The sequence below is a fragment of the Mycobacterium sp. MS1601 genome, from assembly GCF_001984215.1.
Lineage (GTDB): Bacteria > Actinomycetota > Actinomycetes > Mycobacteriales > Mycobacteriaceae > Mycobacterium.
Genome location: NZ_CP019420.1, coordinates 2,943,548 through 2,969,170, shown reverse-complemented (window position 1 = coordinate 2,969,170; position 25,623 = coordinate 2,943,548). Strand labels below are relative to the sequence as shown.

Annotated in this window: 26 protein-coding genes; 11 read left to right on the top strand and 15 right to left on the bottom strand. The window is 65.1% G+C overall.

Annotated elements, in window-relative coordinates; translation table 11 throughout:
- Positions 1 to 30: 30 nt before the first annotated feature.
- On the top strand, positions 31 to 1,638 hold the full coding sequence (locus BVC93_RS14500; protein WP_236950363.1) for an aminotransferase class I/II-fold pyridoxal phosphate-dependent enzyme: 1,608 nt from the start codon (positions 31 to 33) through the stop codon (positions 1,636 to 1,638).
- A 45-nt stretch (positions 1,639 to 1,683) separates the two neighbouring features.
- Here the strand turns inward: BVC93_RS14500 and BVC93_RS14495 are convergent, their stop codons facing one another.
- Both BVC93_RS14495 and BVC93_RS14490 read right to left on the bottom strand, forming a co-directional pair.
- Positions 1,684 to 2,142 carry an SRPBCC family protein gene (locus tag BVC93_RS14495; protein ID WP_083738079.1) on the bottom strand — a complete coding sequence of 153 codons (459 nt, stop codon included), beginning with the start codon at positions 2,140 to 2,142 and terminating at the stop codon, positions 1,684 to 1,686.
- Entirely contained in the window at positions 2,142 to 3,425 is a 1,284-nt protein-coding gene (locus tag BVC93_RS14490; protein WP_083738078.1) for a maltokinase N-terminal cap-like domain-containing protein, read from the bottom strand. Before BVC93_RS14490 ends, BVC93_RS14495 begins: the two co-directional genes overlap by 1 nt.
- A gap of 63 nt (positions 3,426 to 3,488) precedes the next feature.
- Here BVC93_RS14490 and BVC93_RS14485 point away from each other — a divergent pair, with 63 nt between their 5' ends.
- A complete protein-coding gene (locus BVC93_RS14485; protein WP_083738077.1) occupies positions 3,489 to 4,187 on the top strand; it encodes a FadR/GntR family transcriptional regulator in 699 nt (232 codons plus the stop codon).
- On the opposite strand, the gene BVC93_RS14480 is transcribed toward BVC93_RS14485, so the two are convergent.
- The 5 genes from BVC93_RS14480 to BVC93_RS14460 all read right to left on the bottom strand — a co-directional run bounded on the left by BVC93_RS14480 (position 4,184) and on the right by BVC93_RS14460 (position 9,050).
- The gene (locus BVC93_RS14480) at positions 4,184 to 5,221 is read right to left on the bottom strand and encodes an ABC transporter ATP-binding protein (protein ID WP_083738076.1); all 1,038 of its coding nucleotides are present in this window, start codon (positions 5,219 to 5,221) and stop codon (positions 4,184 to 4,186) included. The genes BVC93_RS14485 and BVC93_RS14480 overlap by 4 nt on opposite strands.
- Entirely contained in the window at positions 5,218 to 5,973 is a 756-nt protein-coding gene (locus tag BVC93_RS14475; protein WP_083738075.1) for an ABC transporter permease, read from the bottom strand. The genes BVC93_RS14480 and BVC93_RS14475 overlap by 4 nt, the downstream gene beginning before the upstream one ends.
- Positions 5,970 to 6,815 carry an ABC transporter permease gene (locus tag BVC93_RS14470; RefSeq protein ID WP_083738074.1) on the bottom strand — a complete coding sequence of 282 codons (846 nt, stop codon included), beginning with the start codon at positions 6,813 to 6,815 and terminating at the stop codon, positions 5,970 to 5,972. Before BVC93_RS14470 ends, BVC93_RS14475 begins: the two co-directional genes overlap by 4 nt.
- Positions 6,808 to 7,923 (bottom strand): ABC transporter substrate-binding protein, encoded by a 1,116-nt coding sequence (locus BVC93_RS14465; RefSeq protein WP_083738073.1) that lies wholly within the window; start codon positions 7,921 to 7,923, stop codon positions 6,808 to 6,810. The genes BVC93_RS14470 and BVC93_RS14465 overlap by 8 nt, the downstream gene beginning before the upstream one ends.
- A 146-nt stretch (positions 7,924 to 8,069) precedes the next feature.
- Complete coding sequence (locus BVC93_RS14460; protein WP_083738072.1) at positions 8,070 to 9,050, bottom strand: esterase family protein; 981 nt, start codon at positions 9,048 to 9,050, stop codon at positions 8,070 to 8,072.
- Positions 9,051 to 9,252: 202 nt separating this feature from the next.
- On the opposite strand from BVC93_RS14460, the gene BVC93_RS14455 reads away from it, so the two are divergent.
- From BVC93_RS14455 to BVC93_RS14440, 4 genes are read left to right on the top strand one after another with little or no spacing between them, the layout of a single operon-like run.
- Positions 9,253 to 9,867, top strand: coding sequence for a TetR family transcriptional regulator (locus tag BVC93_RS14455; RefSeq protein ID WP_083738071.1), 615 nt, complete (start codon positions 9,253 to 9,255; stop codon positions 9,865 to 9,867).
- Between the two features lie 32 nt (positions 9,868 to 9,899).
- Positions 9,900 to 11,435, top strand: a complete 1,536-nt coding sequence (locus BVC93_RS14450) for a phytoene desaturase family protein (protein WP_083738070.1) — start codon at positions 9,900 to 9,902, stop codon at positions 11,433 to 11,435.
- A 32-nt stretch (positions 11,436 to 11,467) separates the two neighbouring features.
- Entirely contained in the window at positions 11,468 to 12,226 is a 759-nt protein-coding gene (locus tag BVC93_RS14445) for an alpha/beta hydrolase (RefSeq protein ID WP_083738069.1), read from the top strand.
- Positions 12,227 to 12,229: 3 nt separating this feature from the next.
- Positions 12,230 to 13,036: a HugZ family pyridoxamine 5'-phosphate oxidase gene (locus BVC93_RS14440; protein WP_083738068.1), complete on the top strand. Its 807-nt coding sequence runs from the start codon at positions 12,230 to 12,232 to the stop codon at positions 13,034 to 13,036.
- Between the two features lie 64 nt (positions 13,037 to 13,100).
- On the opposite strand, the gene BVC93_RS14435 is transcribed toward BVC93_RS14440, so the two are convergent.
- The 7 genes from BVC93_RS14435 to BVC93_RS14405 form a co-directional block, all read right to left on the bottom strand.
- Complete coding sequence (locus BVC93_RS14435) at positions 13,101 to 14,105, bottom strand: LacI family DNA-binding transcriptional regulator (protein ID WP_083738067.1); 1,005 nt, start codon at positions 14,103 to 14,105, stop codon at positions 13,101 to 13,103.
- Positions 14,106 to 14,205: 100 nt separating this feature from the next.
- A complete protein-coding gene (locus tag BVC93_RS14430) occupies positions 14,206 to 15,267 on the bottom strand; it encodes an ABC transporter substrate-binding protein (RefSeq protein ID WP_083738066.1) in 1,062 nt (353 codons plus the stop codon).
- Between the two features lie 66 nt (positions 15,268 to 15,333).
- The gene (locus BVC93_RS14425; protein WP_083738065.1) at positions 15,334 to 16,134 is read right to left on the bottom strand and encodes an ABC transporter permease; all 801 of its coding nucleotides are present in this window, start codon (positions 16,132 to 16,134) and stop codon (positions 15,334 to 15,336) included.
- Entirely contained in the window at positions 16,131 to 17,024 is an 894-nt protein-coding gene (locus BVC93_RS14420) for an ABC transporter permease (RefSeq protein ID WP_157516921.1), read from the bottom strand. Before BVC93_RS14420 ends, BVC93_RS14425 begins: the two co-directional genes overlap by 4 nt.
- Positions 17,025 to 17,034: 10 nt before the next feature.
- Positions 17,035 to 18,126: an ABC transporter ATP-binding protein gene (locus tag BVC93_RS14415; protein ID WP_192860325.1), complete on the bottom strand. Its 1,092-nt coding sequence runs from the start codon at positions 18,124 to 18,126 to the stop codon at positions 17,035 to 17,037.
- On the bottom strand, positions 18,123 to 19,310 hold the full coding sequence (locus BVC93_RS14410; RefSeq protein WP_083738063.1) for a Gfo/Idh/MocA family protein: 1,188 nt from the start codon (positions 19,308 to 19,310) through the stop codon (positions 18,123 to 18,125). The genes BVC93_RS14415 and BVC93_RS14410 overlap by 4 nt, the downstream gene beginning before the upstream one ends.
- Positions 19,307 to 20,098 (bottom strand): sugar phosphate isomerase/epimerase family protein, encoded by a 792-nt coding sequence (locus BVC93_RS14405; RefSeq protein WP_083738062.1) that lies wholly within the window; start codon positions 20,096 to 20,098, stop codon positions 19,307 to 19,309. Before BVC93_RS14405 ends, BVC93_RS14410 begins: the two co-directional genes overlap by 4 nt.
- 249 nt (positions 20,099 to 20,347) lie before the next feature.
- Between BVC93_RS14405 and BVC93_RS14400 the strand changes: the two genes are divergently transcribed.
- The gene (locus BVC93_RS14400; RefSeq protein WP_083738061.1) at positions 20,348 to 21,505 is read left to right on the top strand and encodes a DUF3500 domain-containing protein; all 1,158 of its coding nucleotides are present in this window, start codon (positions 20,348 to 20,350) and stop codon (positions 21,503 to 21,505) included.
- A 45-nt stretch (positions 21,506 to 21,550) separates the two neighbouring features.
- Positions 21,551 to 22,492 carry a hypothetical protein gene (locus BVC93_RS14395; RefSeq protein WP_192860324.1) on the top strand — a complete coding sequence of 314 codons (942 nt, stop codon included), beginning with the start codon at positions 21,551 to 21,553 and terminating at the stop codon, positions 22,490 to 22,492.
- A gap of 17 nt (positions 22,493 to 22,509) precedes the next feature.
- Here the strand turns inward: BVC93_RS14395 and BVC93_RS14390 are convergent, their stop codons facing one another.
- Positions 22,510 to 23,418 (bottom strand): TIGR03564 family F420-dependent LLM class oxidoreductase, encoded by a 909-nt coding sequence (locus BVC93_RS14390; RefSeq protein WP_083738059.1) that lies wholly within the window; start codon positions 23,416 to 23,418, stop codon positions 22,510 to 22,512.
- Between the two features lie 30 nt (positions 23,419 to 23,448).
- Here BVC93_RS14390 and BVC93_RS14385 point away from each other — a divergent pair, with 30 nt between their 5' ends.
- The 3 genes from BVC93_RS14385 to BVC93_RS14375 all read left to right on the top strand — a co-directional run bounded on the left by BVC93_RS14385 (position 23,449) and on the right by BVC93_RS14375 (position 25,616).
- On the top strand, positions 23,449 to 23,841 hold the full coding sequence (locus BVC93_RS14385) for a TIGR03668 family PPOX class F420-dependent oxidoreductase (RefSeq protein WP_083741050.1): 393 nt from the start codon (positions 23,449 to 23,451) through the stop codon (positions 23,839 to 23,841).
- 174 nt (positions 23,842 to 24,015) lie between these two features.
- A complete protein-coding gene (locus BVC93_RS14380; protein ID WP_083738058.1) occupies positions 24,016 to 24,621 on the top strand; it encodes an FMN-binding negative transcriptional regulator in 606 nt (201 codons plus the stop codon).
- The gene (locus BVC93_RS14375) at positions 24,618 to 25,616 is read left to right on the top strand and encodes a magnesium transporter CorA family protein (protein ID WP_083738057.1); all 999 of its coding nucleotides are present in this window, start codon (positions 24,618 to 24,620) and stop codon (positions 25,614 to 25,616) included. The genes BVC93_RS14380 and BVC93_RS14375 overlap by 4 nt, the downstream gene beginning before the upstream one ends.
- Positions 25,617 to 25,623: the final 7 nt, after the last annotated feature.

Below are 25,623 nucleotides of genomic sequence, written 5' to 3'. Positions count from 1 at the left end.
TCAGCTGGTTACTATCGAAGGAGCGCCGCCGTGCTGACACGCGACGACTATCTCTACTTCACCGACCGCGCCCTGGACGGGATGGCCTCGCTCGTGGCCGAGTTGGGCGACGAACGGGCCAATGCGCACGCCTACCCCGGCGCCAACACCCCCTACGCGCTGCTTCATCACTGCCTGGCCGTGGTCGACACGTGGGTCGGTGGTTTTGTCCGCGGCCGGCCGGTGGACCGCGACCGCGAAGCCGAGTTCAGTGCCAGCGGGCCGGTGGACGAGTTACTGGGACGCTGCGCCCAGACCCGAATGCGCATGCACACCGACGTCGGTGCCGCCGAACCCGAGGCCTGCCTGTTGCGACAGCCGCCGGCCGAATTTCTGGGCCCGGCGCGTGAACTCACGCAGGCCGCCGCGCTGCAGCACGTTTTCGAGGAACTGGCCCAGCACCACGGGCAGATGGAGACCCTGCGGGACGTCTTGGCCCGTCAGCCCTCCGAGAACCCGGAACGGCTGCGCGACGGGCACGGCGCCAAGTGGACGGCTGTGCCACCGACGGTGCTGCCCGCCTGGGTCGCAGACATGGATCTGGGCATCCCGCCCGCGGTGTCGGCAGCACTGCGGCAGACCCTTGATCGGCAGGACCTCGGCTATCCGCACTGGCCCGAGGGTGACCCGGTGGTCAATGCTTTCACAGATCGGATGATGACACGCTACGGCTGGACCCCGATGCCGGATCGCACCCGGGTGTTCAGCGACCTGATTCAGGTGCTGCAGGTGGTCATCGAACAGACCACCTCTCCTGGTGATGCTGTGGCACTGCATGTTCCAACCTATCCACCGTTCCTGGCGGCCATCGAGCGGGCCGGACGGACCATCGTTTCGCTGCGCTTGCGCGAATCCGGAGAACTGGATCTCGAGCAACACCGGGACGCAGTGGCGCAGCACAAACCGCGCCTGCTGATCGTGGTCAACCCACACAACCCGACCGGTCGGGTGTTCCGCGTTCAGGAACTGCGAGCCCTCGCCGATCTCGTCCGTGCCCAACAGATCCCGGTGTTCGCCGACGAGATCCATTCCGATCTGACGTACGCTCCGTACACTCACGTCCCGTTCGCATCCCTGGGACCAGACGTCGCCGCACTCACCGTCACCGCCACATCGGCCACCAAGGCGTTCAACCTGGCCGGTATCCGCTGCGCCGTCGCCCACGTCGGGCACCAGCCCACCGCCCGGGCGTTGGACAGGGCACCTCTGGACTACTTCGGCACCCCGAGCGTACTGAGCCGGAAGGCAACGGTGGCTGCCTGGCGGGACAGCGACGCCTGGCAGAAGCAGATGGCTGACTTGTTGCACCGCAACCGAACCCGCGTCTCAGAGTGGGTCGCCACCCAGCACGGATTGCGATACCGCGAGCCGGAGGCCACCTACCTGGCCTGGTTGGATTTCAGCGGCACTGCCCTTTTCCGGGATCCCGCCAAGCACATCCTCGACGGCGGAGTTCAACTCAGTGCCGGCGCCGATTTCAGTCAGCACACCGCCGTGGACACCGCGTCGTTCGCACGGTTGAACTTCGCGACCACACCCGACCTGCTGGAGCAAATCCTGGAGCGGATAGAACGGTGCCTCCGCACAGCCGCCCGCTGAGGACTATCACTTGCGTCGACACTGTAGTGAGCGTGCAGTTGCCGACTACCGGACCTCAACCACGTCTTTGATGCGGTTCAGCGTGGTGGTCATATCCCGCTTGTTGCGCCGGGTCCGTAGCTGCCCGCCGAAGATGCCGAACACCGTCGCCAGTAGCCCCTCGGTCATCCGGAACGACTCGGTGACATCGGTACCGCCACCGGCTGCCGGAGCGAAGGCATAGTGCCAGTTGTTCACCGATTTGCCACCTGCCAGCACCTCGAAGCCGAACTCGCGACCCCGCTCACAGGCTGTCACCCGGCAGGTCGTCCAGTACACGGGGCCGATCTCGTTGCGCTTGACGTGCCCCCGGAACTTCGCACCCAACGCGGGGCCCGTTGCGCCATCGAGCCATTCGGACTCGAACACCTCGGGAGAGAACTTAGGGGTGTTGCGGACGTCGGCGACGACGTCCCAGATCTCCTCGGCGGGAGCGTTCATGCGGACAGTGACCGAAGCGTGCATCACACCACCAAACGCGAGATGGAACGAAGCGGGATCGGCAACCAATCCGGCCGGTACCGCGATTCGTAGGCCGCTTCGTAGACGGCCTTGTCCAATTCATACGCCGCCAGCAGAGCTTTCTCCGCGCGAGGGTCGGTTCCCGAGACCGCGGCGTACCCGTCGCAGAACGCGGTGCGGTTGGCATCCACCCAGGCCGTCGCTTGCGCCAACGCGTCGACCCCAACCTCGGTCCCCACCAACGGCTGGTAGGCGGCGTACTCGTAGGAGCGCAGCATGCCCGCCACATCACGGATGGGCGAATCCGCTTTGCGTCGTTCCTCCAGCGGTGCACCGGGTTCGCCTTCGAAGTCGATCAGCAGCCAGGTCTCCGGGGTGCGGAGCACCTGACCGAGGTGCAGATCGCCATGTACACGCTGAACCACCATCGGCACGCCGGCCAGCGCGCGGAACCGCGCTTCGATGGCAGGTCCGTACTCGGCGAGCTGCGGCACCTGCGACGTGGCTGACGCCAGCCGGGCCAGCGCGGTCTCGACGGGGAATTCGGCTGTGCCCGAGCCCAGTTCGACGGCCAGAGCTTTGTGCACGGAGGCCACGGCCTCACCCAGACGATAGGTTTCCGCCGCGAGGTCACCACCCGGCTCACCGGCGTACAGCGCCCGTGAGCTGGCGGTGGCCATGTCCCAGCCCTCAGTGGAATTGGCGGCAAAATCGGTGAGCATGCCCAGCGGGCAGGGTTGGCCGTCCCACACCGTTTCGTAGGCACCGAGCAGTTTGGCGACGTTGTTGTTGCCTGCTCTGCCCAGCACCCGGTTGATCTCGATATCGGGGTTGATGCCCGGGCTCACCCGGCGAAACGCTTTGAACATGGCCTGCTTGCCGAAGATGACACTGGTGTTGCTCTGCTCGGCTGACGACACCCGCGGGGTGGCGTCCGTGGGCAGCACCACGTTGGGTTCACGCTCGAAGCCCACCTCGCCGCGGCGTGCGGAGCCGTCGATCAGCGACAGGACAAAAGCGGCGGCCGCCGGGTCGAACAAGGCGTCGGAGCCCGTGCGCGCGCCGTCGACGCCGATCACCGCGGCCTCGTTGGTGACGGTCGCATCCCAGGCCACCAGCACCTGGTACCGCTCCTGCGGGCCGTCGGCGTAGACGGCGTCCACCAGGACCAGATCCAGGTCCTCACGCAGCGCCGTCACCGCCGCGGGCGTCGCCGAGACCAGCGTGCGGTTGCGTCCGGCGTACCAGCGTTGTTTCGGCAGCCACTCATCGAAGGGCAGCTCCATGACACCCTTCTACCCGAACCGCCCACCACTCAATCGGGCACCCCGCGCTTGTACAGTTCGAAGGTGCGTGCCACCGACATCGTCTTGCGCTTCATCGAGCAGCAGCTCGAGGCCGGGGACCTGCAGGTCGGCATGCGTCTGCCCGGTGAGCGCGGCCTGGCCGAACAGCTCAAGGTCTCTCGTGGATCAGTCCGCGAAGCGCTGCAGGTACTGGCCGCCATGGGTGTGGTGCGACGCGCGGTCGGCTCCGGCCAGGAGGCCGGCGCCATCCTGATCGCCGAACCGTCCGCCCCGCTGGACGCCGCGTTGCGACTGCATGTGGCCACCCGCGCGTTCCCCGTGGCGCAGGTGGTGGAGACGCGGGTACTGCTGGAATCATGGGCGGTGTCCCGCGCCGCCCTCGCCGATGCGCCGCTGGACGACGTGCGTGAGCTGCTCGAGAAGATGGACGTCCCCGATATCGACGTCCGCGAGTTCCTGCGGCTGGATGCCGAACTGCACGTGGCCATCGCCGCCCTGTCCGGCAACGCGGTGGTGGCGCAGATGATGACATCGCTGCGCAGCTCCATCGAGACCTATGTGGTGGCCTCGATTCCACAAATCACCGATTGGCCCACGCTGTTGGACAAGCTGCGCAGCGAGCACCACGCGGTGGTGGACGCCATCGCCCGCCGCGCGCCGCAGGAGGCGACAGCCGCGGTGACCCGCCACATCCATGAGTTCTACGAGCACTCCGGGCTCAGTCAGCTTTCTGGGAGCTAGCCCGCCACCACCAACACCGGCACCGACGACACCCCGACCCGCACCCGATCCCCCGGGCTGAACTGCTGTGCGCGGGCGCTGGGCATCTGTGCGACGACGAGGGTGCCGTCGGCCAAGGTGGCGCTCACCCGCGACACCGGCCCCAGGAACGCGACTGCCGCGATGTTCGACGTGCCCGCGGGGTCGGCGTCGACCGTGACAGCCTCGGGGCGCACCATGGCCACACCGCTGCCACCCACCGAGCCTGGCAGTGCCGGCATGGAGCTGCCCAGCACGGTCGCGGTGCCGTGCCCCACCTGCGCGGGGACCTTGTTGTTGAGGCCGACGAACTCGGCGACGAACGGGCTGGCCGGGTTGGTGTAGAGCTGAGCCGGAGAGTCGATCTGCTCCAGCTTGCCGCGACTCATCACGCCCACCCGGTCCGCGACCGCCAGCGCCTCCTCCTGATCGTGGGTGACGAACAGGGTGGTGGTGCCGACTTCGAGCTGCACACGGCGAATCTCGTCGCGCAGCTGCACCCGCACCTTGGCATCCAGCGCCGAGAGCGGTTCGTCGAGCAGCAGCACCCGCGGCTCGATGGCCAGAGCCCGGGCCAGGGCCACCCGCTGCTGCTGGCCGCCGGAGAGCTGGTTGGCGTACTTCTCGGCGTGCTCGGACAGACCTACCAGGTCCAGCATGTCGCGGGCCCGAGAGACCCTCTGCTGCTTGCCTTTTCCACGTAGCTTGAGCCCGAACGCGATGTTGTCGACGACGGTCAGGTGTGGGAACAGGCTGTAGGCCTGGAACACCATGCCCATGTCGCGCTTGTTGGCGGGCACCCGGGTGATGTCCTTGCCGCCGACCTCGACGGTGCCGGTGGTGGGCTCGTCCAGACCGGCCAGGATGCGCAGCGCGGTGGTCTTGCCGCAGCCCGACGGGCCCAACAGCGCCACCATCTCGCCGGGCTGCAGGTACAGGCTCAGCCCGTCGAGCGCCTTCACCGCCCCGTAGGCCCGGGTCAGGTTCTTGAGTTCAACAGCCAGGCCGGTGCTCATGCCCTCTTCTTCCGTCCGAACAGTGACAATCCCAGCAGCAGAACAAACCCGAACAGCAGCACAGCCAGTGACGCCGCCACCGACGTGGGCCCGTCGGCTTTGCCGATAGTGACGATCTGCACCTGCAGGGTGTTGTACCCGGTCAACGAGGCGATGGTGAACTCGCCCAGCACCACCGCGATCGAGATGAACGCCGCCGCCAGCACCCCGGACCACACGTTGGGCACGATCACCCTGGCGATGGTGGTCAGCCAGCCGGCTCCCAGCGAGCGGGATGCTTCCGAAAGTGTCTGCAGGTCAATGGCGGACAACGCGCCGTCAAGTGCCCGGTAGGCGAACGGCAGCACCACCACCACGTACACGAACGTCAACGTCAGCGCCGATTCCCCCAGGAAGTACGTCACCCACAGATACACGTTGCGCAGGCCCACCACGATCACCAATGCGGGAATCGTCAACGGCAGCAGGCACAAGAACTCCACCAGGCCACTGGCCCACGGCGCCTTCAATCGCACCCAGATCATCGTCGGCAGCAACAGCACCAGCATTACCGCGACCGTCAGCACGGAGAGCAGCAGCGACGTGATGATCGAGTCGAACAATGCGTCGTCCTCAACCAAGTTGATCCACGCCTGCAGAGTTCGCCCTTCGCCCAACAGGTTCCGTGTCGAGAAGTCGGCCATGGCGTAGAGCGGGAACAAGAAGAACAACCCGAACAATACCCACAGCGCACCGCGTACCGCCCGCGTCATCGCAGCCACCGACTCGTGCGTCGCACCAGCAGGTTGTAGGCGATCATCACCACCGCCACCACCACGATCATCTCCAGCGCCAACGCATAGGCGAAGCCGGACTGGCCCAGCACCACCTCACTGGTCAGCGCCGCCCTGATCAACAACGGCAGGATCGGGCTGCCCTGGCTCACCAACGCCGCGGCGGTGGCATAGGCGGCAAAAGCGTTGGCGAACAGCAACAGTGCCGCCCCCAAGAACGCGGGGGTCAGCAGCGGCAACGCCACTTCCCGCCAGTATTGCCAGGTGGTCGCCCCCAGACTGACGGCTGCCTCGCGCCACTGTTCCCGCAACCCCTCGAGTGCGGGAAGGAACACGATGACCATCAGCGGAATCTGGAAGTACGTGTACACCAGGGTCAACCCCGGTAGCCCGTAGAGCCAGCCGCCCTGCGCCAGGTTGATTCCCAGCAGATCCACCGCCCACACGGTCAATACGCCGTTGAGCCCGATGGTCGCCAGGAACGCGAATGCCAGTGCCACACCACCGAACTGGGCCAGCACGCTGCACAGCGCCAGCGTCGCCCGGCGGAACATCGACGTCGCGGGCCGGGCCAGGATCAGCCACGCCAGCACCGCCCCCAGCACCGCGCCCAGCAGTGCGGTGCTGGCCGAGAGCAGCAGGCTTCGCCACAGCGCCGTCAGCGCGGTCTTGGAGAACAGAGCGGCCACCAGGTCGAAGGTGAAGCCCTGTTCGCCGATGAACGCGTTGACGATCACCGTCACCGTCGGGACGATCAGGAAGATCCCGACGAAGACGAAGAACGGCAGCAGTGGTAGCGAGTCGCGAAAGCGCTTAACCAATCGCCGCAGCCCAGTTCTCTGCCAGGTACTTCGATGCCGCGTCCGTCTGCTCCTGAGTCAGGATCGTGGTGGGCCCGTCGATCTGGGCGATCTGCACACCCGAATCGATCAGCGCGTCCGCCCGCACCGGGCGCACACCGTCCTCGGCGTAGAGCTTCTGCCCCTCGTCGCTGTAGAGGAACTCCTGCCACAACCGGGCCGCGGCGGGATGCGGAGCCTCTTTGTTGATGGCCTGGTAGTAATAACCGGCCACGGCAGCGTTGTCCGGAACCACGGTCTGCCAACTCGGCAGCTTCTTGGCCTCGGCCTCGTTGAGGTAGTTCCAGTCGATCACCACCGGGGTCTGGCCGGACTCGATGGTGGCCGGCGTCGGATCCACGGGCAAGAAGTTGCCTGCCTCCTTCAGCTTTCGGAAGAACTCGACGCCAGGTGCGATGTCGTCGGCGGATCCGCCCTGGGACACCGCGACCATGACGACGCCGGAGAACGCGGCGCCGGCCTGCGTCGGGTCGCCGTTGAGCGCCACCTTGCCGGCGTATTCGGGCTTGAGCAGGTCGTCGACGCCGGTCACCGGCGGCACCTTGGCCGAGTCGAAGCCGATGGACATGTAGCCGCCGTAGTCGTTGACCCAGAGGCCGTCGGCATCCTTGTTCTCGTCGGCGATGTCCTCCCACGTCTGCACCTTGTAGGGCGCGAACATCGCCGTGTTGGCCAGGGCCACCGACTGGCCGAGGTCGAAGACGTCGGGTGCGGTGCTGCGTCCCTTCTGCTGGTTGGCGGCGTTGATCTCCTCCTGGCTGGAGGCGTCGGGCTGCGCGGAGTTGACCTTGATGCCGTACTTCTCGCCGAACGCCTCGATGATGGCGCCGTAGTTGGCCCAGTCCGGCGGCAGCGCGATGACGTTCAGTTCGCCTTCGGCTTTGGCGGCTTCGACCAGGGCCTCCAACCCGCCGAAGTCGGCGGCCGAGGTGGCTTCGGCGGCATTGACGCCGGACTCGGACTGCTCCCCCGTACTTTCCTTCTCGGCCGGCGGCGCGCAGGCCGCCAGACCGAGAGTCAGAGTGGCGGCGGCGAAAACGCCGAGCAGGCGCTGGGACGACAAGTTCATGGGCCGAACCTTCCGGTGGACATTCGACTTTCCCGTGACGCCCCGGTAGCCACCGGACGGCGCCTGAGTGAACGTAACCGGCGGACGGCCCCGAAAATGACGAAATCCCCCAACTGTGACAGTTGGGGGACTTCGCCGTTATGCGTTCAGCCGAGCAGGTGTGCCTGCAGATCCGGCTTCATGGCCTGCAGTTCCCGGCCCCAGTACGCCCAGTTGTGCGTGCCGTTGTTCGGGAAGTTGAAGACGCCGTTGTTGCCACCGGCCGCGATGTAGTTGTCGCGGAAGGTCTCGTTGGTGCGGATGGTCAGCCCCTCCAGGAAGGTGGCGGGCAGGTCACCGCCGCCGAGTTCGTTGGGCTGGCCGTTGCCGCAGTAGATCCAGATGCGGGTGCCGTTGGCGACGATCTGCGGGATCTGCACCATGGGATCGTTGCGCTTCCAGGCGCTGTTCGGGTCCTCGGTGCGGCCCCACATGTCGTTGGCGCTGAAGCCGCCCGCGTCACCCATCGAGATGTTGATCAGGAACGGCCACCAGCCCTCGGACGGGTTCAAGAAGCCCGACATGGAGCTGGCGTAGCTGAACTGGTTCGGGTGATACACCGACAGGATCAGCGATGCCGAACCGGCCATCGACAGACCGATCGCGGCGTTGTTGGTGGCGCGCACCTGACGGTTGGCAGACAGCCAGCTCGGCAGCTCCGAGGTCAGGAAGGTCTCCCACTTGTAGGTCTGAGTGGGTCCCTTGTTCTTGGCCGGGGCGTACCAGTCGGAGTAGAAGCTCGACTGACCGCCGACGGGCATCACAATCGACAGGCCGGAGTCCAGGTACCACTCGAAAGCCTGGGTGTTGATGTCCCAGCCGTTGAAGTCCTCCTGGGCACGCAGGCCGTCCAGCAGGTAGACCGCCGGAGAGTCAGGGCCGCCGCTCTGGAACTGGACCTTGATGTCCTTGCCCATCGAGGGCGACGGCACCATGAGGTACTCGACCGGCAGACCCGGGCGGGAGAAGGCTCCCGCGGTCGGAGCCACGCCGGTGACACCCAGCAGTCCGGGCAATGTGGCCGATGCCACTGCGGCGACGCCGAGGCGACGGGCCCACTTCCCGCGAAGCTTTTGAACGAGTTTCATCTGTTGATTTCCAGCCAATCTGTGCTCGTGACGCATCAGACGTCTTCGTATTCACACACGACTCCCCTGCTGGGCAGGCTACAGGTGACTCCCAGCTGGCGATAGTGGACGCTAACTGATAGAGGGCCACTTACGCGACCCACAATTAAATCGAAGTTTCGGCAAATGTGTCGTCGCATCAGGCTGCGGTAGCGTGACCGAAATGGTTCGACCTGCACAAACAGTGCGCAGTGGACGCACCAGGGAAGCGTTACGGCAAGCGGCGCTGGTCAGATTCCTGGCACAGGGCGTCGAAGCGACATCGGCGGAACAGATTGCCGCCGACGCTGGCGTGTCGCTGCGGACGTTCTACCGGCACTTCACCTCGAAGCATGACTTGCTGTTCGCGGACTTCGACGCGGGCCTGCAGTGGTTTCGTGCCGCACTGGCGGCCCGGCCCGCCGATGAGCCGGTACTGGCCGCCGTCACCGCCGCCATCGAAGCCTTCCCATACGACGCGGAGGCTGTCACCAAGATCGCCGGACTACGCGCCAACGAGCTGGACACTGAGCGCATAGTCCGCAACATCCGGCAGGTGGAGGCTGATTTTGCGGTTTCGGTCGAGTCGCACCTCTATCGCACCCGGCGGGGGGTGTCGTCGCCCGATCACCGCCTGCATCTCACTGTGGCCGCCCGGTGTATCGCCGCGGCGGTGTTCGGGGCGATGGAGGTGTGGATGGTCGGGGATGACCGAACTCTGACGGAATTGACCCGGCTGTGCCAGACCGCGCTCTCATCTCTCGAATCCGGCATCGTTCGCGACCTAGTTTCGTCATAATTGACAAAACTTTCGTCGGTGGAGGGTTCGCCATGCCAGATTTTGATGCGATCGTCATCGGCGCCGGGCACAACGGACTGACGTCCGCGGCCATCCTCGCCCAGGCCGGGCTGCGCACCGTCTGCCTGGACGCCAAGCGCTACGCCGGCGGCATGGCCTCGACCGTCGAGCTGTTTGACGGGTATCAGTTCGAGATCGCCGGGTCCCTGCAGTTCCCCACCTCGCTGACCGTCAGCGAGGAACTGGGCCTGGACACGCTGCCAACCGTGGATGTCGACGTCATGTCGGTGTCGCTGCGCGGCGTAGGCGACGCGCCCGTCGTCTACTACACCGACCCCATGCAGTTGATGAACCACCTGAATGACGTGCACGGCTCCGAGGCCGTCATGGGAATGGCGCAACTGATGGCGTGGAGCCTGGCACCCACCCGCGCACTGGGTCGGTTCGACGCCGGCGCACCACCCAAGACCTTCGACCAGATGTACGCCTGCGCCACGTCGGAAGCGGAGCGATCAGCCATCACCGACATGTTGTTCGCGTCGGTGTCGGACGTCCTGGACCGCTACCTACCGGACAAGGAGAAGCACGGCGCACTGCGCGGCATGCTGGCGTTCCTGGCTGTCAACACCACCTATCGCGGGCCGCAGACGCCCGGGTCGGCCGCGGCCTTGGCCTACGGGCTGGCGGTTCCCGACGCCAATGCCGCGCTGATGAAGAAGCTGCGCGGCGGTATCGGTGCGCTGACGTCACATTTGCAGTCGTTGTTCGAGTCCGCCGGTGGTGAAGTGCGGTTGCGCAGTCAGGTCACCGAAATCCTGGTTTCCGACGGGCGGGCGTCCGGTGTGACGTTGCAGGACGGCTCGGTTCTTTCCGCTCCCGTGGTCATCTCTTCGCTCGCCCCCGACCTCACGGTGGCGTTGGCTTCTGTTCCCGATCGGGAGCGTTACTCGCGCATCGACCATCGCGGCAGTTATCTACAGATGCATTTCGCCCTGGACGGCATCCCGGAGTTCGCCGAGCCGTATGAGGTGTTGAACGACCCGGCAATGCAGTCGGCCATCGGGCTGTTCAGTACGCCCGAGGAGCTGCAGGAGCAATGGGAAGCCAGTCGCCACGGCGTGGTGCCGACCGATCCGGCGATCGCCCTGCAAATACCGTCGGTGCACGACCCCTCGCTGGCCCCTGACGGCAAGCATGCGGCGTCGGCATTCGCGTTGTGGTTCCCATTGACCGGCGACTACGGAGCAGCGAAAGCCGCGATGGGGCAGGCGGTGATCGACAAGATCAGTCGAATTGCCCCGGGATTCGAGCAGCAGATCATCCGGCACACCACCTTCACCCCCAAGCACATGGGCACCATGTTCGGCGCGCCCGGCGGCGACTACTGCCATGGGCTGCTGCACTCCGATCAGATCGGGATCAACCGGCCCGGGCCGACGGGTTACGTCGATCAGCCCTTGCCTGTCGCCGGGTTGTACCTGGGTGGCGCTGGTTGCCACGGCGGGCCCGGCATCACCTTCATTCCGGGATACAACGCCGCACATCAGGCGTTGTCTGATTCCCGATAATCTGTTTGCCCGTCGCGGGCATACTGGCTTTCATGGGCAACCCGGACCCTCTCCCAGCATCCCGCCCAAAGATCCTGTTCCTGCACAGTTTCTTCGGCCGCCCGTCGCTGTGGGGTCCGTGGATCGACTACTTCACCGCTGCCGGTTACACCTGCCATGCGCCTGCGCTGCCCGGCCGCGATCCTTCCGATGACACCGTGTTGGCGCGTACCGGCATCGACGACTGTTATGCCGTTGCGCTGTCTGCGTATGACGCGCTGGATGGGCCGGCGATCGTGATCGGCCACAGCCTCGGCGGGTTGCTGGGGCAGAAGGTGGCCGCCGCCCGCTCCCCTGCCGCGCTGGTGTTGTTGGCATCGATCCCGCCTGGGCCGTTGATCCCGCGGGCGTCGGTGTTGCACCATCTGGCGCCGTTGATGCCGTCGATTCTGCGGGGGCGGCCGTTCTTCCCGTCGGAGTCGACCATACGGTCGGTGCCGCTTTCCACGCTGTCTCGCGCCGAGCAGGATCTGCTGTTGCCGCGGCTGGTGCGAGATTCGGGCCGGGTGTTCCGGGAGATGTCACTGGGGGTGCCTGCCACTCACGTGAAAGCTTCGGATGTCACCTGCCCGGTGTTGAATGTCAGCGCCGGATCAGATCGCAATGTCGCGCAATGGATTTCGCGGCGGATCGCGGCTCGGTACAACGCCCAGCACCAGGTCCACCCGGGATTGCCGCACTGGATCATCGCCGAGTCGGCTGTCGAGACTGTTGCACCACCCGTGTTGTCCTGGCTGGGGCGTACAGTCTGAGCCGTGGCGAACCGTGACCACGGCGATCCCGGTGATGCGCCGTCCATTCCTGCACCGCTGACCGAAGCCGTCAATCCTGTGCGGCCGTCGGCCGCCGAAGAGGCCCGCACCATCGCCGCCTCGACCAACACCGGGATTCTCGCGTCACTCACCGGTGACGGCGACCCGTGGGCCTCGCTGGTGACCTACGGCCTGCTCGACGACGGCTCCCCCGTGCTGTGTGTGTCGCACATGGCCGAGCACGGTCGCAACCTCGCCGGGGATCCGCGCGCCAGCATCGCCGTCGTCGCCCCCGCCACCGATACCGATCCGCTGGCCAATGCCCGCATCACGCTGGCCGGTGTCGTGGAGCACCCGGTCGGTGCAGAGTTGCAGGCTGCCCGCGCCGCACATGTGGCCGCCGTGCCTGCCGCCAAGTACTACATCGACTACAGCGACTTCGCCTTGTGGGTGCTGCGGGTCAATCGTGTCCGCTGGGTCGGCGGATACGGTCGGATGGATTCGGCTGTCGGCTCGGACTACGCTGCGGCTGAACCGGATCCGGTGACACTGGAAGCTTCCGGCGCCATCGCGCATCTGAATGCCGACCATGCCGATTCCCTTGCCGTGATGGCCCAGGCGCTCGGCGGGTTCCCCGATGCGACGGCCGCGTTGTGCACCGGGGCTGATCGGTACGGCTTGGATCTCAAGGTGACGACGCCACGCGGGGTCGCCTACACGCGAGTCGGATACCCGCAGCGCCTGAATGCCGTGAGTGAAATGCGTGCTGCGACGGTAGCTTTGGTGAAGGCTGCACAGTCGGCCGAGTAAGCACTCCATCCCGAATTCAGTTGCGCCGGTCGACGTTCAGTAACTCTGTGGTTCCATCACGCAGTCACATCGTCGACTCGCGCTCACGCAGGACGCCATGCAGTTCGGTGCGTGTGACCGGTCCAGCGCCCTGGCCATCTTCAATGAGCTCGAGCAGCTTACGGCTCGCCTGTTTTCCGAGCTCCCAGGTCGGCCCGGCCACCGCGGTGATCGGCGGATCCGCGACCCGGTACCAGTTCGGATCTTCCATCCCCACGATTCCGACGTCCTTCGGCGCCCTGACACCACGATCCTTCAACGCACCGAGAACACCGGCCATGAAGGTATTGCTGGTCACGGCAATACCGACCCGAGCGCTGCCGGTCTGACTCGCGGCCGCCACCTGTGCTCCGACCTGGTAGCCCCACTCTTCGGTGAAAGGCCCGTGGCAGAGATGCACTGCCACGCCTGGGTGAGCGGCGGTGACTCTGCCCGCTCCCTCACCGCGCAGTCGTGCGCTGCTGAACTCCTGCGGGCCGAGCACGACGAAGATCTCCTCATAGCCGCGGCGGGCCAAGTACGAGGTGAGGAGCACGGCGTCGTTGATATCGGCATTGCAGAACGAGTCTCTGGGCTGTCCGTCGCTCTCGCGGATGATCTCGACAACGGGAACAGGGACTGTGGCAAAGGTGTCGTCGACGCCGTGTGGTGTGCACGGTGCATGGAGGATGCCGTCGACCTTCTGACTCTGGAATGCCTGCAGGTAGTTCCGGTCGAGCTCGGCCTGATTGAGCGACTGCCCGATGATCAGGCCATAACCTCGCTCGTGCAGCTCGAGCTGGATGCACGATGCCAGCACGTTGAACACTTCTGAGGTCAGATCGGGAACCAGCAGACCGATCATCCGCGTACTGGTCTGCCGCAGCGCACGCGCCTGCTGGTTGCGGATGTACCCCTGGTTCTCCGCCGCGCGCAGCACCCGGTCACGGGTCTTCTCGGTCACCCTCGGCGAACCATTCAGGGACCGCGAGACGGTGGCCGGCGAAAGACCCAACTCTTCAGCGATGGAATAGATGGTGGGAGGCTTCACGGTTTGTTCCGTAACTCGGGAAAGGGAAACATCTTGTCACTCTGGAGCGCTGGATGCGTAGTCGAGAATGTACGAATGGGGGGAAGATTATCAGCCGCGCCTAGCCGTAGAGGAAACCCTGCCAGGCCGTGACCAGTTCAGAACCGTGCTCTGCGTAATACGCTGCATCGGGACGGAACTGCACCGCCATCGCCTCTTCGTTGGTGGGCAGTGTGCGCAGAACCGACGGCGACAGCCCCTCCAGTGAACCGGTGTTGGTTCCGGAGTAGGGGATCTGGGCGAGGAAGGCCTGCTGCTGGGGAACCTCGGTCGCGAAGCGCAGGAACTCCTTCGCCGCGTCGGCATTCGGTGCGCCCTTCGGAATGGCGGCCCAGTCCACCACCAACGCACCTTCGTTGAACGTGAAGTCGATCGGCATGCTGGACCTGGCAGCGAGCTCCACCCGCCCGTTGGGCAGAAGGGCCATGTCGGCCTGTCCCCCGGTGACCAGCTGGAGTCCCTGAGCGTTGGAGTCGTAGACGATCATGTCGTCGCGCAGCTCCTCGAGCTTGCGCAGCGCGCGGTCGACGTCGAGTGGATAGAGGCTGTCCATCGCGACACCATCAGCGAGCAAGGCGAATTCGAACAACTGGGCATCAGGGCCCCACGACGGAACCGCGCGCTTGCCGGGGAACTTGTCGAAATCCCAGAAGTCACTCCAGGACTGCGGAGCCGCAGAGCCGATCTTCTCGGTGTTCCACGCGAGCACGTTCGAGGAGAAGTCCAGCCCGATACCGTAATCGGTCACGGTGTCTGTGACGAAGTTCGCCGGATCCACCACACCATCGACACTCTCGAAGAGGTCATTCGCCGTCCCCTGCGCCAGGTCGGTGGTCGACAACACCATGACGTCCCATTGGACGTTGCCCGTGTCCACCTGAGACTGCAGTGCTGCGATACTGGTCTCGGCTTCGACGATGCCGATACCGGTCTCGGTGGTGAAGGGTTCGTAGTAGGCAACACGCTGCGCATCGGAGAAGGTGCCGCCGTAACCGGCGACCACAATAGATTCCGGTTGCGTACCGGTGCCTGCTGAACCATTCCCCTCCTGGGTTGCCGAGGAGCAGCCGACGACCGCCAGAAGCGCCACCGACGAGACCGCAACCATCTTGTGGACCTTCACGTCATTTCCTTTCGTTGGTCAGCCGGTCACATACCGGGTCTGAGTAAGACTGGGATACAACTGTTTTCACTGGCGAATGCCGCGTTGGAGCCGGCGTTCCAGGAGTGTTCGCAGGACGGCCATGACGAGCACCACCGCCGTGAGCACCGCCGCCACCGCGGCAATGGTGGGATCGACGTTGAACCTGATACCACTGAACATCACCACTGGGAGCGTTCGGGTGTCGGTCCCCGCGATCAGCATGGTGACCGCCAGCTCGTCCCAGCTCGCGATGAACGCGAAGAAGCCTCCGGCCACGATCCCCGGCATGATTCCCGGCAGAGTCACGTCGACCAACGATCGTCGCGGGTGCGCGCCGAGTCCCTGCGCGGCCTGCTCCAGGCGGAAATCGAACTTCGTGAAGCTCGCGATCACGTTGACGAAGACGTAGGGAATACCCAGCAGCGTGTGAGCCAGGATCACCGCGAACATATTGCCGACCACCTGCAGGCGTGAATACAAGTCGAAGAGCGCCAGTCCGAGGACGATTGCGGGCAGCACCAGTGGCAGGCCGATGACGGCACTCATCACGGCGAACGCCCGTCCACGGGTCTTGGCGAGTCCTATCCCGGCGGCCGTGCCGATGAACACCGACAACACCGTCGCACTGACGCCGATGATCGCGCTGCGAGTGGTCGCCTCCATCCACGCGCGATTGGAGAAATAGCTCTCGAACCATTGCAGTGAGAACCCGCTCGGCGGAAACGAAAGGTCGGGAGCGGCGTTGAAGGCCATCCCGAACACCAGCACGGTCGGGGCGAACAGGAAGATCAGCACCGCGAAGGCGAAGGCGATCAAAAGTACGCGACCGATTCTGAAGGGCGTCACTGTGCACGGTCCGTTCCAGTCAGTCGGCGCACTCGACGCAGTGCCGTGACCAGCAGCCAGACGATCAGTGCCAAGACGACAAGACTCAGCGCCAGAGCGCTGGCCTGGTTGAGCTGCAGCAGTCGCTGGATCTGCACGTCGATCAACTGGGCGAGCAGCATCGTCTGCCCACCGCCCAGCATCGCCGGAGTGGTGAAGAAGCCCAGGGAGAGTACGAAACACAGTGCGCCGCCGGCGGCGACGCCCGGCATGCTCAGTGGCAGGTATACCCGCCAGAATGTGGACCACGGGTTGGCGCCCAACGATTCGGATGCCTGAGCTAAACGTGGGTCGATCGAACGGAACACCGCAATCATCGGAATGATGGTGAACGGCAGCATCACGTGGACCATTCCGATGAGGACGCCGGTTTCGTTGTACACCAACGTTATTGGCGCATCTGTGATGCCTATTTTCATCAACGTCGTGTTGACGATCCCGCGATCTTCCAGCAGTGCGATCCACACGAAGGCGCGTACCAGGACGCTGGTCATCAGCGGAATGATCACCAGTGCCTCCAGGAACCGGCCCATGGGCCCGAGGTGGCAGATCACGTAGGCCACTGTGTAACCCAGGACGACACAGCACACCGTGGTGATGGTGGCGACGCGCAGCGTGTCGACGATGACGTTGCGAAACACCGGCTCGGTGACGAGCCTGGTGAAATTCTCCAGTGTGAACGCGCCCGTGTCGGCGCTGGTGAAGGCACGCGAGGCCACCAGGCACATCGGATACACCAGCAGCGCCGCATAGAACACCAGCAGCGGCAGGAGACCGAGGTGCCGCCGGTTGGGACGCTGGCGCTGCGGCGAGCCCGCGTCACCTCCGCGTGCGACGGTGGCCAGATTCACGCTGCCCACCTCAGTCCGCCAACGCGACGATGGCGTCGGCGGTGACGCTCAGCGAAACCCGGTCCCGGCGCGAGAACTGGGTGATCTCGGGACTGGCTTGCCGACGCGCGACCACGCGTTCCCGGCTGGGGAGCACCACCTCGTAGCGGACGGTGCTGCCACAATAGGTGACGCTGTCTATGATGCCCTCACCCGCGGGATCCGCTTGCAGGAGAATCATCTCCGGGCGCACGCTGGCTTGTGCGGCACCGTTGAGGTGGGCGGTGCCGCCCGGTCCCACTGTCCGGATTGCTGATTCAGCCAAACGACTGCCGCTGACCGCCAGGACATTCGCCTCACCCATGAAGTCGGCGACAAACGCATTGGCTGGTTTCTCATAGATCTCGACCGGCGTGCCCAGCTGCTGCATGCGCCCCTCGGCCATGATGAGCACCCGATCGGAGAGACTCAGCGCCTCCTCCTGGTCATGGGTCACCGAGACGACACTGACACCGAGGGTGCGGTGGATGTTGGCGATCTCGTTCTGCATGGTCTGGCGCAGTTTGCGATCGAGTGCCCCGAGGGGCTCATCCATGAGCAACAGGCCGGGCGTGAACACCGTCGCCCGAGCCAGGGCGACGCGCTGCTGCTGGCCGCCGGAGAGTTGGTTGGGCCGTTTTCGCCGGTGTTGTTGCAGCTGAACCAGTTCCAGGGAGGCGTCGACCAGGCGGGTGCGTTCGGCCTTGGGGATCTTGCGCATCTTGAGGGGGTAGGCGATGTTGTCCTCGACGCTCATGGTCGGGAACAGCGCGTAGCTCTGGAAAACCATGCCGATGTTGCGTTTGTAGGCGGGCAGCCGATCGACCGCGGTGCCGTTGAGCCGGATCGAGCCGGCGGTGGGGGTCTCGAACCCGGCAAGCATCATCAGGGCAGTCGTCTTGCCCGAACCGCTGGGGCCCAGGATGGTGACGAACTCGCCGGGCTCGATAACCAGATCGAGGTCCTGGACTGCCCAATGGTTTCCGTCATAGCTCTTCTTCAGGCCCTCGATCTCGACCTTCGCGCCGTGCTTCGGCGAACCGCCGGCACCGGAACCTACCGACGGCGCGCCCCCACCGGTCATGCCGGGTCCCCCGGTGCCTTCTCACACCGCCTGTACAGGTCTCGGGTGAGGATGACGTTGCCCGCGGCAATGGGCAGATCACGGATCCCCACGATGCCCAGGCTGTAGAGCGGCGAGGACGGCGCCAGTGGGACCTCTACCGGACGGTCCAGGGCGATCGATTCGTAGGCGGACAGTGCCAGCGACACGGTGGTGCGGGCTGTGTCCAACGTCGCCACACCCGTGGGTGTTCCGGTCTGCACGTATTGCGCGAACGACGCGATCGAACCGCCGTAGTACCAGGTGAGGGGAAGCCGCTCCCACTCTATCGGGACAGTGGTACCTGCGTCGTCGCGGGTTCGCACCACGCGGATCTCGTCGGCGACGTTGTGCTGGGCTGAGTGACCGCTGGCGTGGTGGATCACCATACTGCCCTCGGATCCGTCGACCAGGGTGTGTCCGCTGGTTCCCGTTCCCCACATCAATGTCAGGGTGGCGGTGCGTCCGTCGGTTCCCTCGACGTGGACCATCACCGTGTCCTCGACGTCGGCGTCCTCGCGGATCCGCCGTTTGTCGGCACGGGCGGTGACGGTCCTGGGCACAAAATCCTCACCCAGCAGGTTGAGTGAGAGGTAGAGCAGGTGGATGCCGTAATCCATCAGGATGCCGCCGCCGGCAAACCGTGCCGTGGCCCTCCACCCGGTGTCACCGGGCAGCACCCCCGGGGCGTAGATGGAATTGGCGCCCATCGACACCGACTCCACCCGACCGACCGCACCCGCCCGCGCCTGCCTGAGCATTTCGGCGTGCGAGGGGAAGTGCATGAAGTTGTGGTGCACTCCGGCCCGGATCCCGGAACGCTCGACCAGGCCGATCATCTCGTCAACTTCGGCGATGGACATGGCAATCGGCTTGTCGCACACCACCGATACCTGCGACGCCGCCGCCAGACGGAAGATCGGGAGATGAGTTGCGTGTGGGGTCGAGACATCCACGTAGTCGACTTCGGCTGTGCCGATGAGCTCTTCGTAAGAGCTGAACTGCTGGCTCTTGCCCAGACCGAGCCGCTCGGCCACCGCCGCACGCGCCTTCGGATCGGGATCGGCGATGGCGACCACGTCGACGTTGTCTTCGGCGAGATACCCGGGGAGCTTGAGCTCCTGAGTGGCGAAGCCTAGGCCGATGAGTGCTGCTCGGACAGTCATCGTGGGACTCCTCTGAGAGTGGCTGCGGCGGTGCGCAGCGATTCGAGCGGTGGGCGGTGGAAGGTTTCGATTTCGACGCTGAGCCAGGGTGGCGGATCGGAGCGCAGGAGCGCCGGTAGCACCCCGCCGAAATCGAGAACCCCGTCCCCCGGTGTCCGGAAGGCATGTTGAGCTGCTCGGGCGCCAGCAGTGCACACATCAATGCGCGCATCGGGTCGGAGATCCTTCACGTGCGCGTGTGTCACAGATGGGGCCCAGCGCGCGACCGCGGGGGCGATGTCGGTGCCGTGCAGGGCCAAGTGAGCGGTATCGAGGCACAGGCCGATGCCGGTGTGCCCACCGATGGCGCAAACAAACGCATCGATCTGCTCGGGAGTGTTGATCAGGGTGCCGAGATGGTGGTGGACGGCCAGAACTGTACCGGAATCCGCTGCACGCGAAGCAATCTGTTCGAGTAGTTCGTAGTAGCGGGGTAGCTCGACCATTCCGGGCCTGGGCGCCATGATCGGTATCACCCGGCTGCCGAGTTCCGCGCCGAGGTCCAGGACGGCGAGGTGAGCATCGTGTGACGCGTCGTCGAAGAGGTAACCGAGCATGAGTGCGCTCACCACCAGTTGGGTGTCCTCGAGCCGACGGCGGAACTGCGCCACGCGCGCCGGTACGGCGGTCAGCCATCGGATGTGATGGCCCTGCAGCTCGATGCCGTCCAGCCCCGCGGTGTGGATGTCGGTGAGCGCAGCATCGAGTGCGCCTTCCGGATAGATGACGGCCGTCGCCGACAGTCTCATCGAGCCGTACAATCGATTTCATTCCGCATGCCACGATTGTTTAAGCTCACTCGGCCCTTGTCAAGCGGTGGACACCGCCGAATGACTTTTCAAAGGCCATAAGGGCTCTCAGTAAGGCCTTTTCAGATGCCGTAACACGGTTCGCGATGACGCAACGGGGAGGAACCGCAGAATGAAATCGATTTCTTTTGGTTTACTTACAGCTCGTACGGCACCTCTCAGGGCTAGACGGCAACAGAAGGGACAGAGATGACGGCAGGATCGACGGTCGCCAGGATGAGGTCCGAGGCCACCGCGTTCTTACAGGCGTTACCTCCCGGACAACGGACGCGCGTCGTCGTCCCGGCATCGGCTCGCCGCACCGCGGTCTGGTTCTTCACACCGGCGGAACGGGACGGACTCCCGCTCGTGGACATGGACCCGGCCGATCAGCAACGGGCGCTTCGCCTTCTGCGCAGCGGACTCAGCGAGGCGGGCTACTCGCTGGCCACCTACATCATGGGCCTGGAGAACTACCTCGCCTACGAGGAAGGCTGGATGGATCTGTATCCGGGGCGCCCCGGTCACGGTCGCAGTCGCGATCCACTGCTCTACTACGTCAAGATCTACGGCGATCCCGCTTCGCGGGAATGGGGTTGGCAATTCGCCGGCCACCACCTCGTGGTGCATGCCTTCGTCGAGAACGGCACCGTGGTCTCGGCCACTCCCCACTTCATCGGAGTCAACCCCGCCGTCGCACCCTCGCTCGGACGCAATCGCTTCCAGCCTCTTCGCGGCGAGGAGGAGATCGCCATCGAGCTGTTGGACACCTTCACCGATCAACAGCGTTCGGACGCGGTGTTCGACACCATCGCACCGGCGGACATCTTGCAGGGTAACCGCCCACTGGTGGATGACCGGGCTCTGCCCGATCCGCCCGCCGATCTGTATCCGGCAACGGCGGATCGGGCAGATGTACTCGATTTCCTTGCACAGCTGGGACTTTCCGGCCACATGGCCACGGTGGCCGACCCCTCGGGCGGTCTTGTCGAGTTCAGCAGGAGCGCGCCGTCACAACGCGGGCTCGCCGTGGCCACTCTGGCACCCGCCGGGCAACAACTCGTTGCCGAGCTTCTGCAGCACTACGTGCTCCGGTTTCCCGCCGACATCCATCGCGATGTCTTCGGTTGGCAAGCCGGCGACGCGCTTCCCGCGGACCTGCGCTTCGCGTGGGCCGGATCCACCCAGAACGGCGTGGGACGGTATTACTGCTTCGATTCAGCGGCCATCTCCATCGAGTTCGACAACACCCAGAACGCCGCGAACCACATCCACAGCGCACTGCGCAGTCGTCGTACTGACTTCGCGACCGATGTGCTTCGCGCCCACTACTTCTCAGAGCACCCAGAGAGCATGGAGAACAAGTAACCGATGATAGGCACACCCTTCCTCCGTCTCGTCAATGTTGGCGGCGTGGTCCCCGACCTCGAGGTGGCACGCGCATTCTTCTGCGACACCATCGGATCACGGGTGGTCGGGGACGGCAGGGCCGACGGCACCGCCTATCTCCAGGTGGAGATCGGCGAGACGGCGGTCAACCTGTTCGTCCAGCCGATCTTCACCGACGCAGACGTGGCCACAGGGTGGTCCCATGTCAGTCTCGAGACCAATGATCTGGATTGTTTTCTCGCGAGTCCGGACTGGCAGCCGCACCTCATCGGCGCACCGAAGGTCATCGAAACACTTTCCGACACAAGGCGTATTGCGTTCTTCGAACCCCTGCCCTGCCTACGCGTGGAGGTGATGCAGATCGCCCGACTGCTTCCCCCTCCGTCGGAGGTACCCGGAGTCAGCACGCTGTACGAGGCGAACGGACGCCGAGGTGAGAGCCGGGGATTGCTGCACCGGGCTGGAGCGGCCGCAGTGCTTGGAACTGCACTCACGGCACGGTGTCAGCCGGGAGACAACCTCGCGGTGCACCGCGCCGTCGCGCAGGCCAGACCGGGCGACGTGCTGGTGGTCGCCGGAGCAGACGTCGCTGTCGGTTACGTGGGCGATGTGCTGGTCAATGCCGCACTGCGTCGCGGCATCGTGGGCATTCTCGTCGATGGCGGTGTGCGCGACATCGATGAGCTCCTCCGGCTCGACCTGCCGGTGTGGTCCACCCGTCTCGCGATCACTGCCGCGGCGAAAGTGACACCCGGCGAGGTGGCCACCACGGTGAGCTTCGCGGGAACGTCGATCACCAACGGCGACATCGTGCGCGCGGACCGCGATGGTGCTGTTGCCGTGCCCGCGGCCGCCTGGCCGACGGTCCTGGACGCCGCACGCGCGCGGGATGCGTTCGAGGCGGGCATCATCGACCGGCTCGACCGCGGTGAGACCACGGTGCAGATACTGGGGCTTGCCGAGTAGCCGGTGTGCGGCGGAATCTAGACCGCCCAACTCCGCAGCAACGCCCGCGTCCGTGCTCGACCCTCGGGCGACGGCTCGAACGTCGCTCCGACGAATTCGTCCACCCCCGCGTCGCGCAAAGCATCCAGGCGCTCGGACACCTCGGATTCAGAACCGATCAATGCCGCGTCCTCGGGGCCGGCGAAACCCTCGCGGTCCAACATGGCCCGGTAGGACGGCAGCTGCCCGTACATCACGAACTGCTTGGCGGCCATCGCCCGGGCGCCGGCGACGTCGTCGGTGACACTGATCGGCAGGGCCGCCACCACTCGAGCAGTACGACCGACTTCGGCCGCCGCAGAACGGATCACGGGACCGATATGGGAACCCAGGGTTGCGGGCCCGGTCATCCAGGTCACCGTCCCGGCGGTCCGCCGGCCGGCCAGCCGGAGCATCTGCGGCCCCAGCGCTGCGATGTACACGTCAGGCGCGGGAGCGCCGGGAATCATGACGGACCCGCGCGTGGTCACCAGCTCGCCTGACACATCGGCGGGTTCGCCGTTCAACAGCGGCAGCAGGCCGTCCAGGTACTCGTTCATGCGCCGGATCGGCTTGGCGTAGGAAATGCCCCACATGCCTTCGGCGACAGCGGCGTGGGTCATCCCGATACCGAGCGTGAAACGTCCTCCTGCAATGGCATTCAGGGTCAGCACCCGCTGAGCCATCAGCATCGGATGCTGATTCTGTATCGGCAGCACACCAGTGCCCACCTCGATATCGGGCACCTCGCGGAACGCCACGGCCAACGCGGTCAACAGGTCGCGCTCGTAGGGAAGCTGGGTGCTCCACACCCGGACAAAACCCTCATCGCGCAACATCGCCAACTGCGTGACGTAGGCGTCGATGGAAAAGGGTTCACCGGTGTACTCGAGCATGCTTATCTGCATGCTCCAAGTGTGCACACCTACTCTGAGCTGATGGTGGCACTCCCCGAAAAATTCATCGAGGCCAAGGTCGCGAGGCTGGCGACCGTCGGTGACGATGCTCAACCCCACCTGGTCCCGGTCGTCTTCGCCGTCTGGCAGAACGCCGTCGTCACGGCCGTCGACGGCAAACCGAAATCCACCACCAAGCTCAGGCGCCTGCGCAACATCACAGCCAACCCCAAGGTGAGCCTGCTGGTCGACCACTATGACGAGGACTGGACCCAACTCTGGTGGATCAGGGTCGACGGCCGGGCCACCATCAGCGAGAACAACGAAGCACTCCACGCACTCAGAGCTAAATATGCTCAGTACCAACAGGTTCCACTCGACGGCCCTGTCATCGAGATCTCGGTGGAGAGCACGAGGACTTGGGGGCTGGGCTGATGCAGCCCGGCTCGTGCCTGCCCGGCTCATCGACCGGGCTAACCTGCTGGAGCCCGGCCCTCCCTCCCCGGCTCGTGCCTCGCCGGCTCATCGACCGGGCTAACCTGCTGGAGCCCGGCCCTCCCTCCCCGGCTCGTGCCTCGCCGGCTCATCGACCGGGCTAACCTGACCACCATGTATGTACCGTCGGCAAACCGCCTCGACGACGACCAGGAGATCCGCGCGCTGGTCGCCGCGGTGGCCACGGCCAACTTCGTGACAGTCGACAACGGCGTACCCGTGTCGACGCTGCTGCCCATCGTCTGGGAACACGACACCGTGATCGCCCACATCGCCAAGGCCAACCCACAGTGGCAGAGCATTGCCGACGGTGACCCGGCGCTGCTGATCTGCACCGGGTCGCAGGCCTACATCAGCCCGTCCTGGTACCCCGCCAAAGCCGAGCACGGCCGCGTCGTCCCCACCTGGAACTACAGCGCGGTACATCTCACCGGCACCGTGGCGCTGCACGACGACTCCGACTGGCTGAGAAACGCCGTCGACCGCCTCACAAACACCCATGAACAAACCAGAAGCCAACCCTGGCGCACCACCGACGCCCCGCAGCAATACATCCGCGGCCAACTCAACGGCATCGTCGGCCTCGAAATCACCGTCCAGAAAGTCGAAGCCAAGGCGAAGCTGAGCCAGAACCGATCCGAAGCCGACCGAGGCGGAGTCATCAACGGACTACACCGTGACGGCCACACCGAGATGGCAGAAGCGATGGAAAGCCTGTGACACCACCGGGATGTGAACTGCAGGGCCGCGTCTGGCGCTCGGGGAAGCTGCACGACGACTTCGAGTTCGACAAGATCTCCGACTACCTCACCGAGCCCGACACCCTGGTGTGGGTCGACATGTACAACCCCGACCACGACGCCCTGCAGGCTCTGGCCCAGGAACTGGGCCTCAACATCTGGGCGGTCGAAGATGCCGTCGCGCCCTCGGAACGTGTCAAGGCCACCGTCTACCCCAGCCACACGTTCTTCACCGTGTACGCCGTCGACATGGCCGCCCCCACCGACGAGCCGCAGACACTGCTGACCAAACACCGCATCTCCGCGTTCGTCCTGAAGAACGCACTGGTGACGGTGCGACTCGCGCCGATGTGGGACATCGACCAGGTGAAAAGACGCTGGGAGGAGCTGGGCGGTCAGCAGTTCGGCGTCGGCGCACTGGTGCACGGGCTGCTGGACGTGGTGGTGGACGGGCACTTCGACGCGGTTCAGGTACTCGACGACGGCATCGAAGGACTGGAAGACACCCTGTTCGACCCGCCCAAACGCAACGTCAACATCCAGCGTCGCAGCTTCGCACTGCGCAAGGACCTGGTGAACCTGCGCCGCGTGGTGCTGCCCATGCGCGAGGTGGTGAACACCATCCAGCACCATCGCGCCGAAACCCACCGGGCCCCTGAACTGGACCCGCTCTACACAGACCTCTATGACCACGTGCTGCGCGCCACCGAATGGACCGAGTCGCTGCGCGACATGATCACCACGGTGTTCGAGACCAACCTTTCGCTGCAGGACGCGCGACTGAACACGGTGATGAAGAAGCTGACCGGCTGGGCGGCCATCATCGCGGTGCCGACGGCCATCACGGGCTTCTACGGTCAGAACGTTCCTTACCCCGGATTCAACTCCTGGGGTGGGTTTGTCGCCAGTACGGCACTGATCGTTCTTCTGGTGGTCGTCCTTTATGTGGCGTTCCGTCGCCGAGACTGGCTGTAAAACCCGC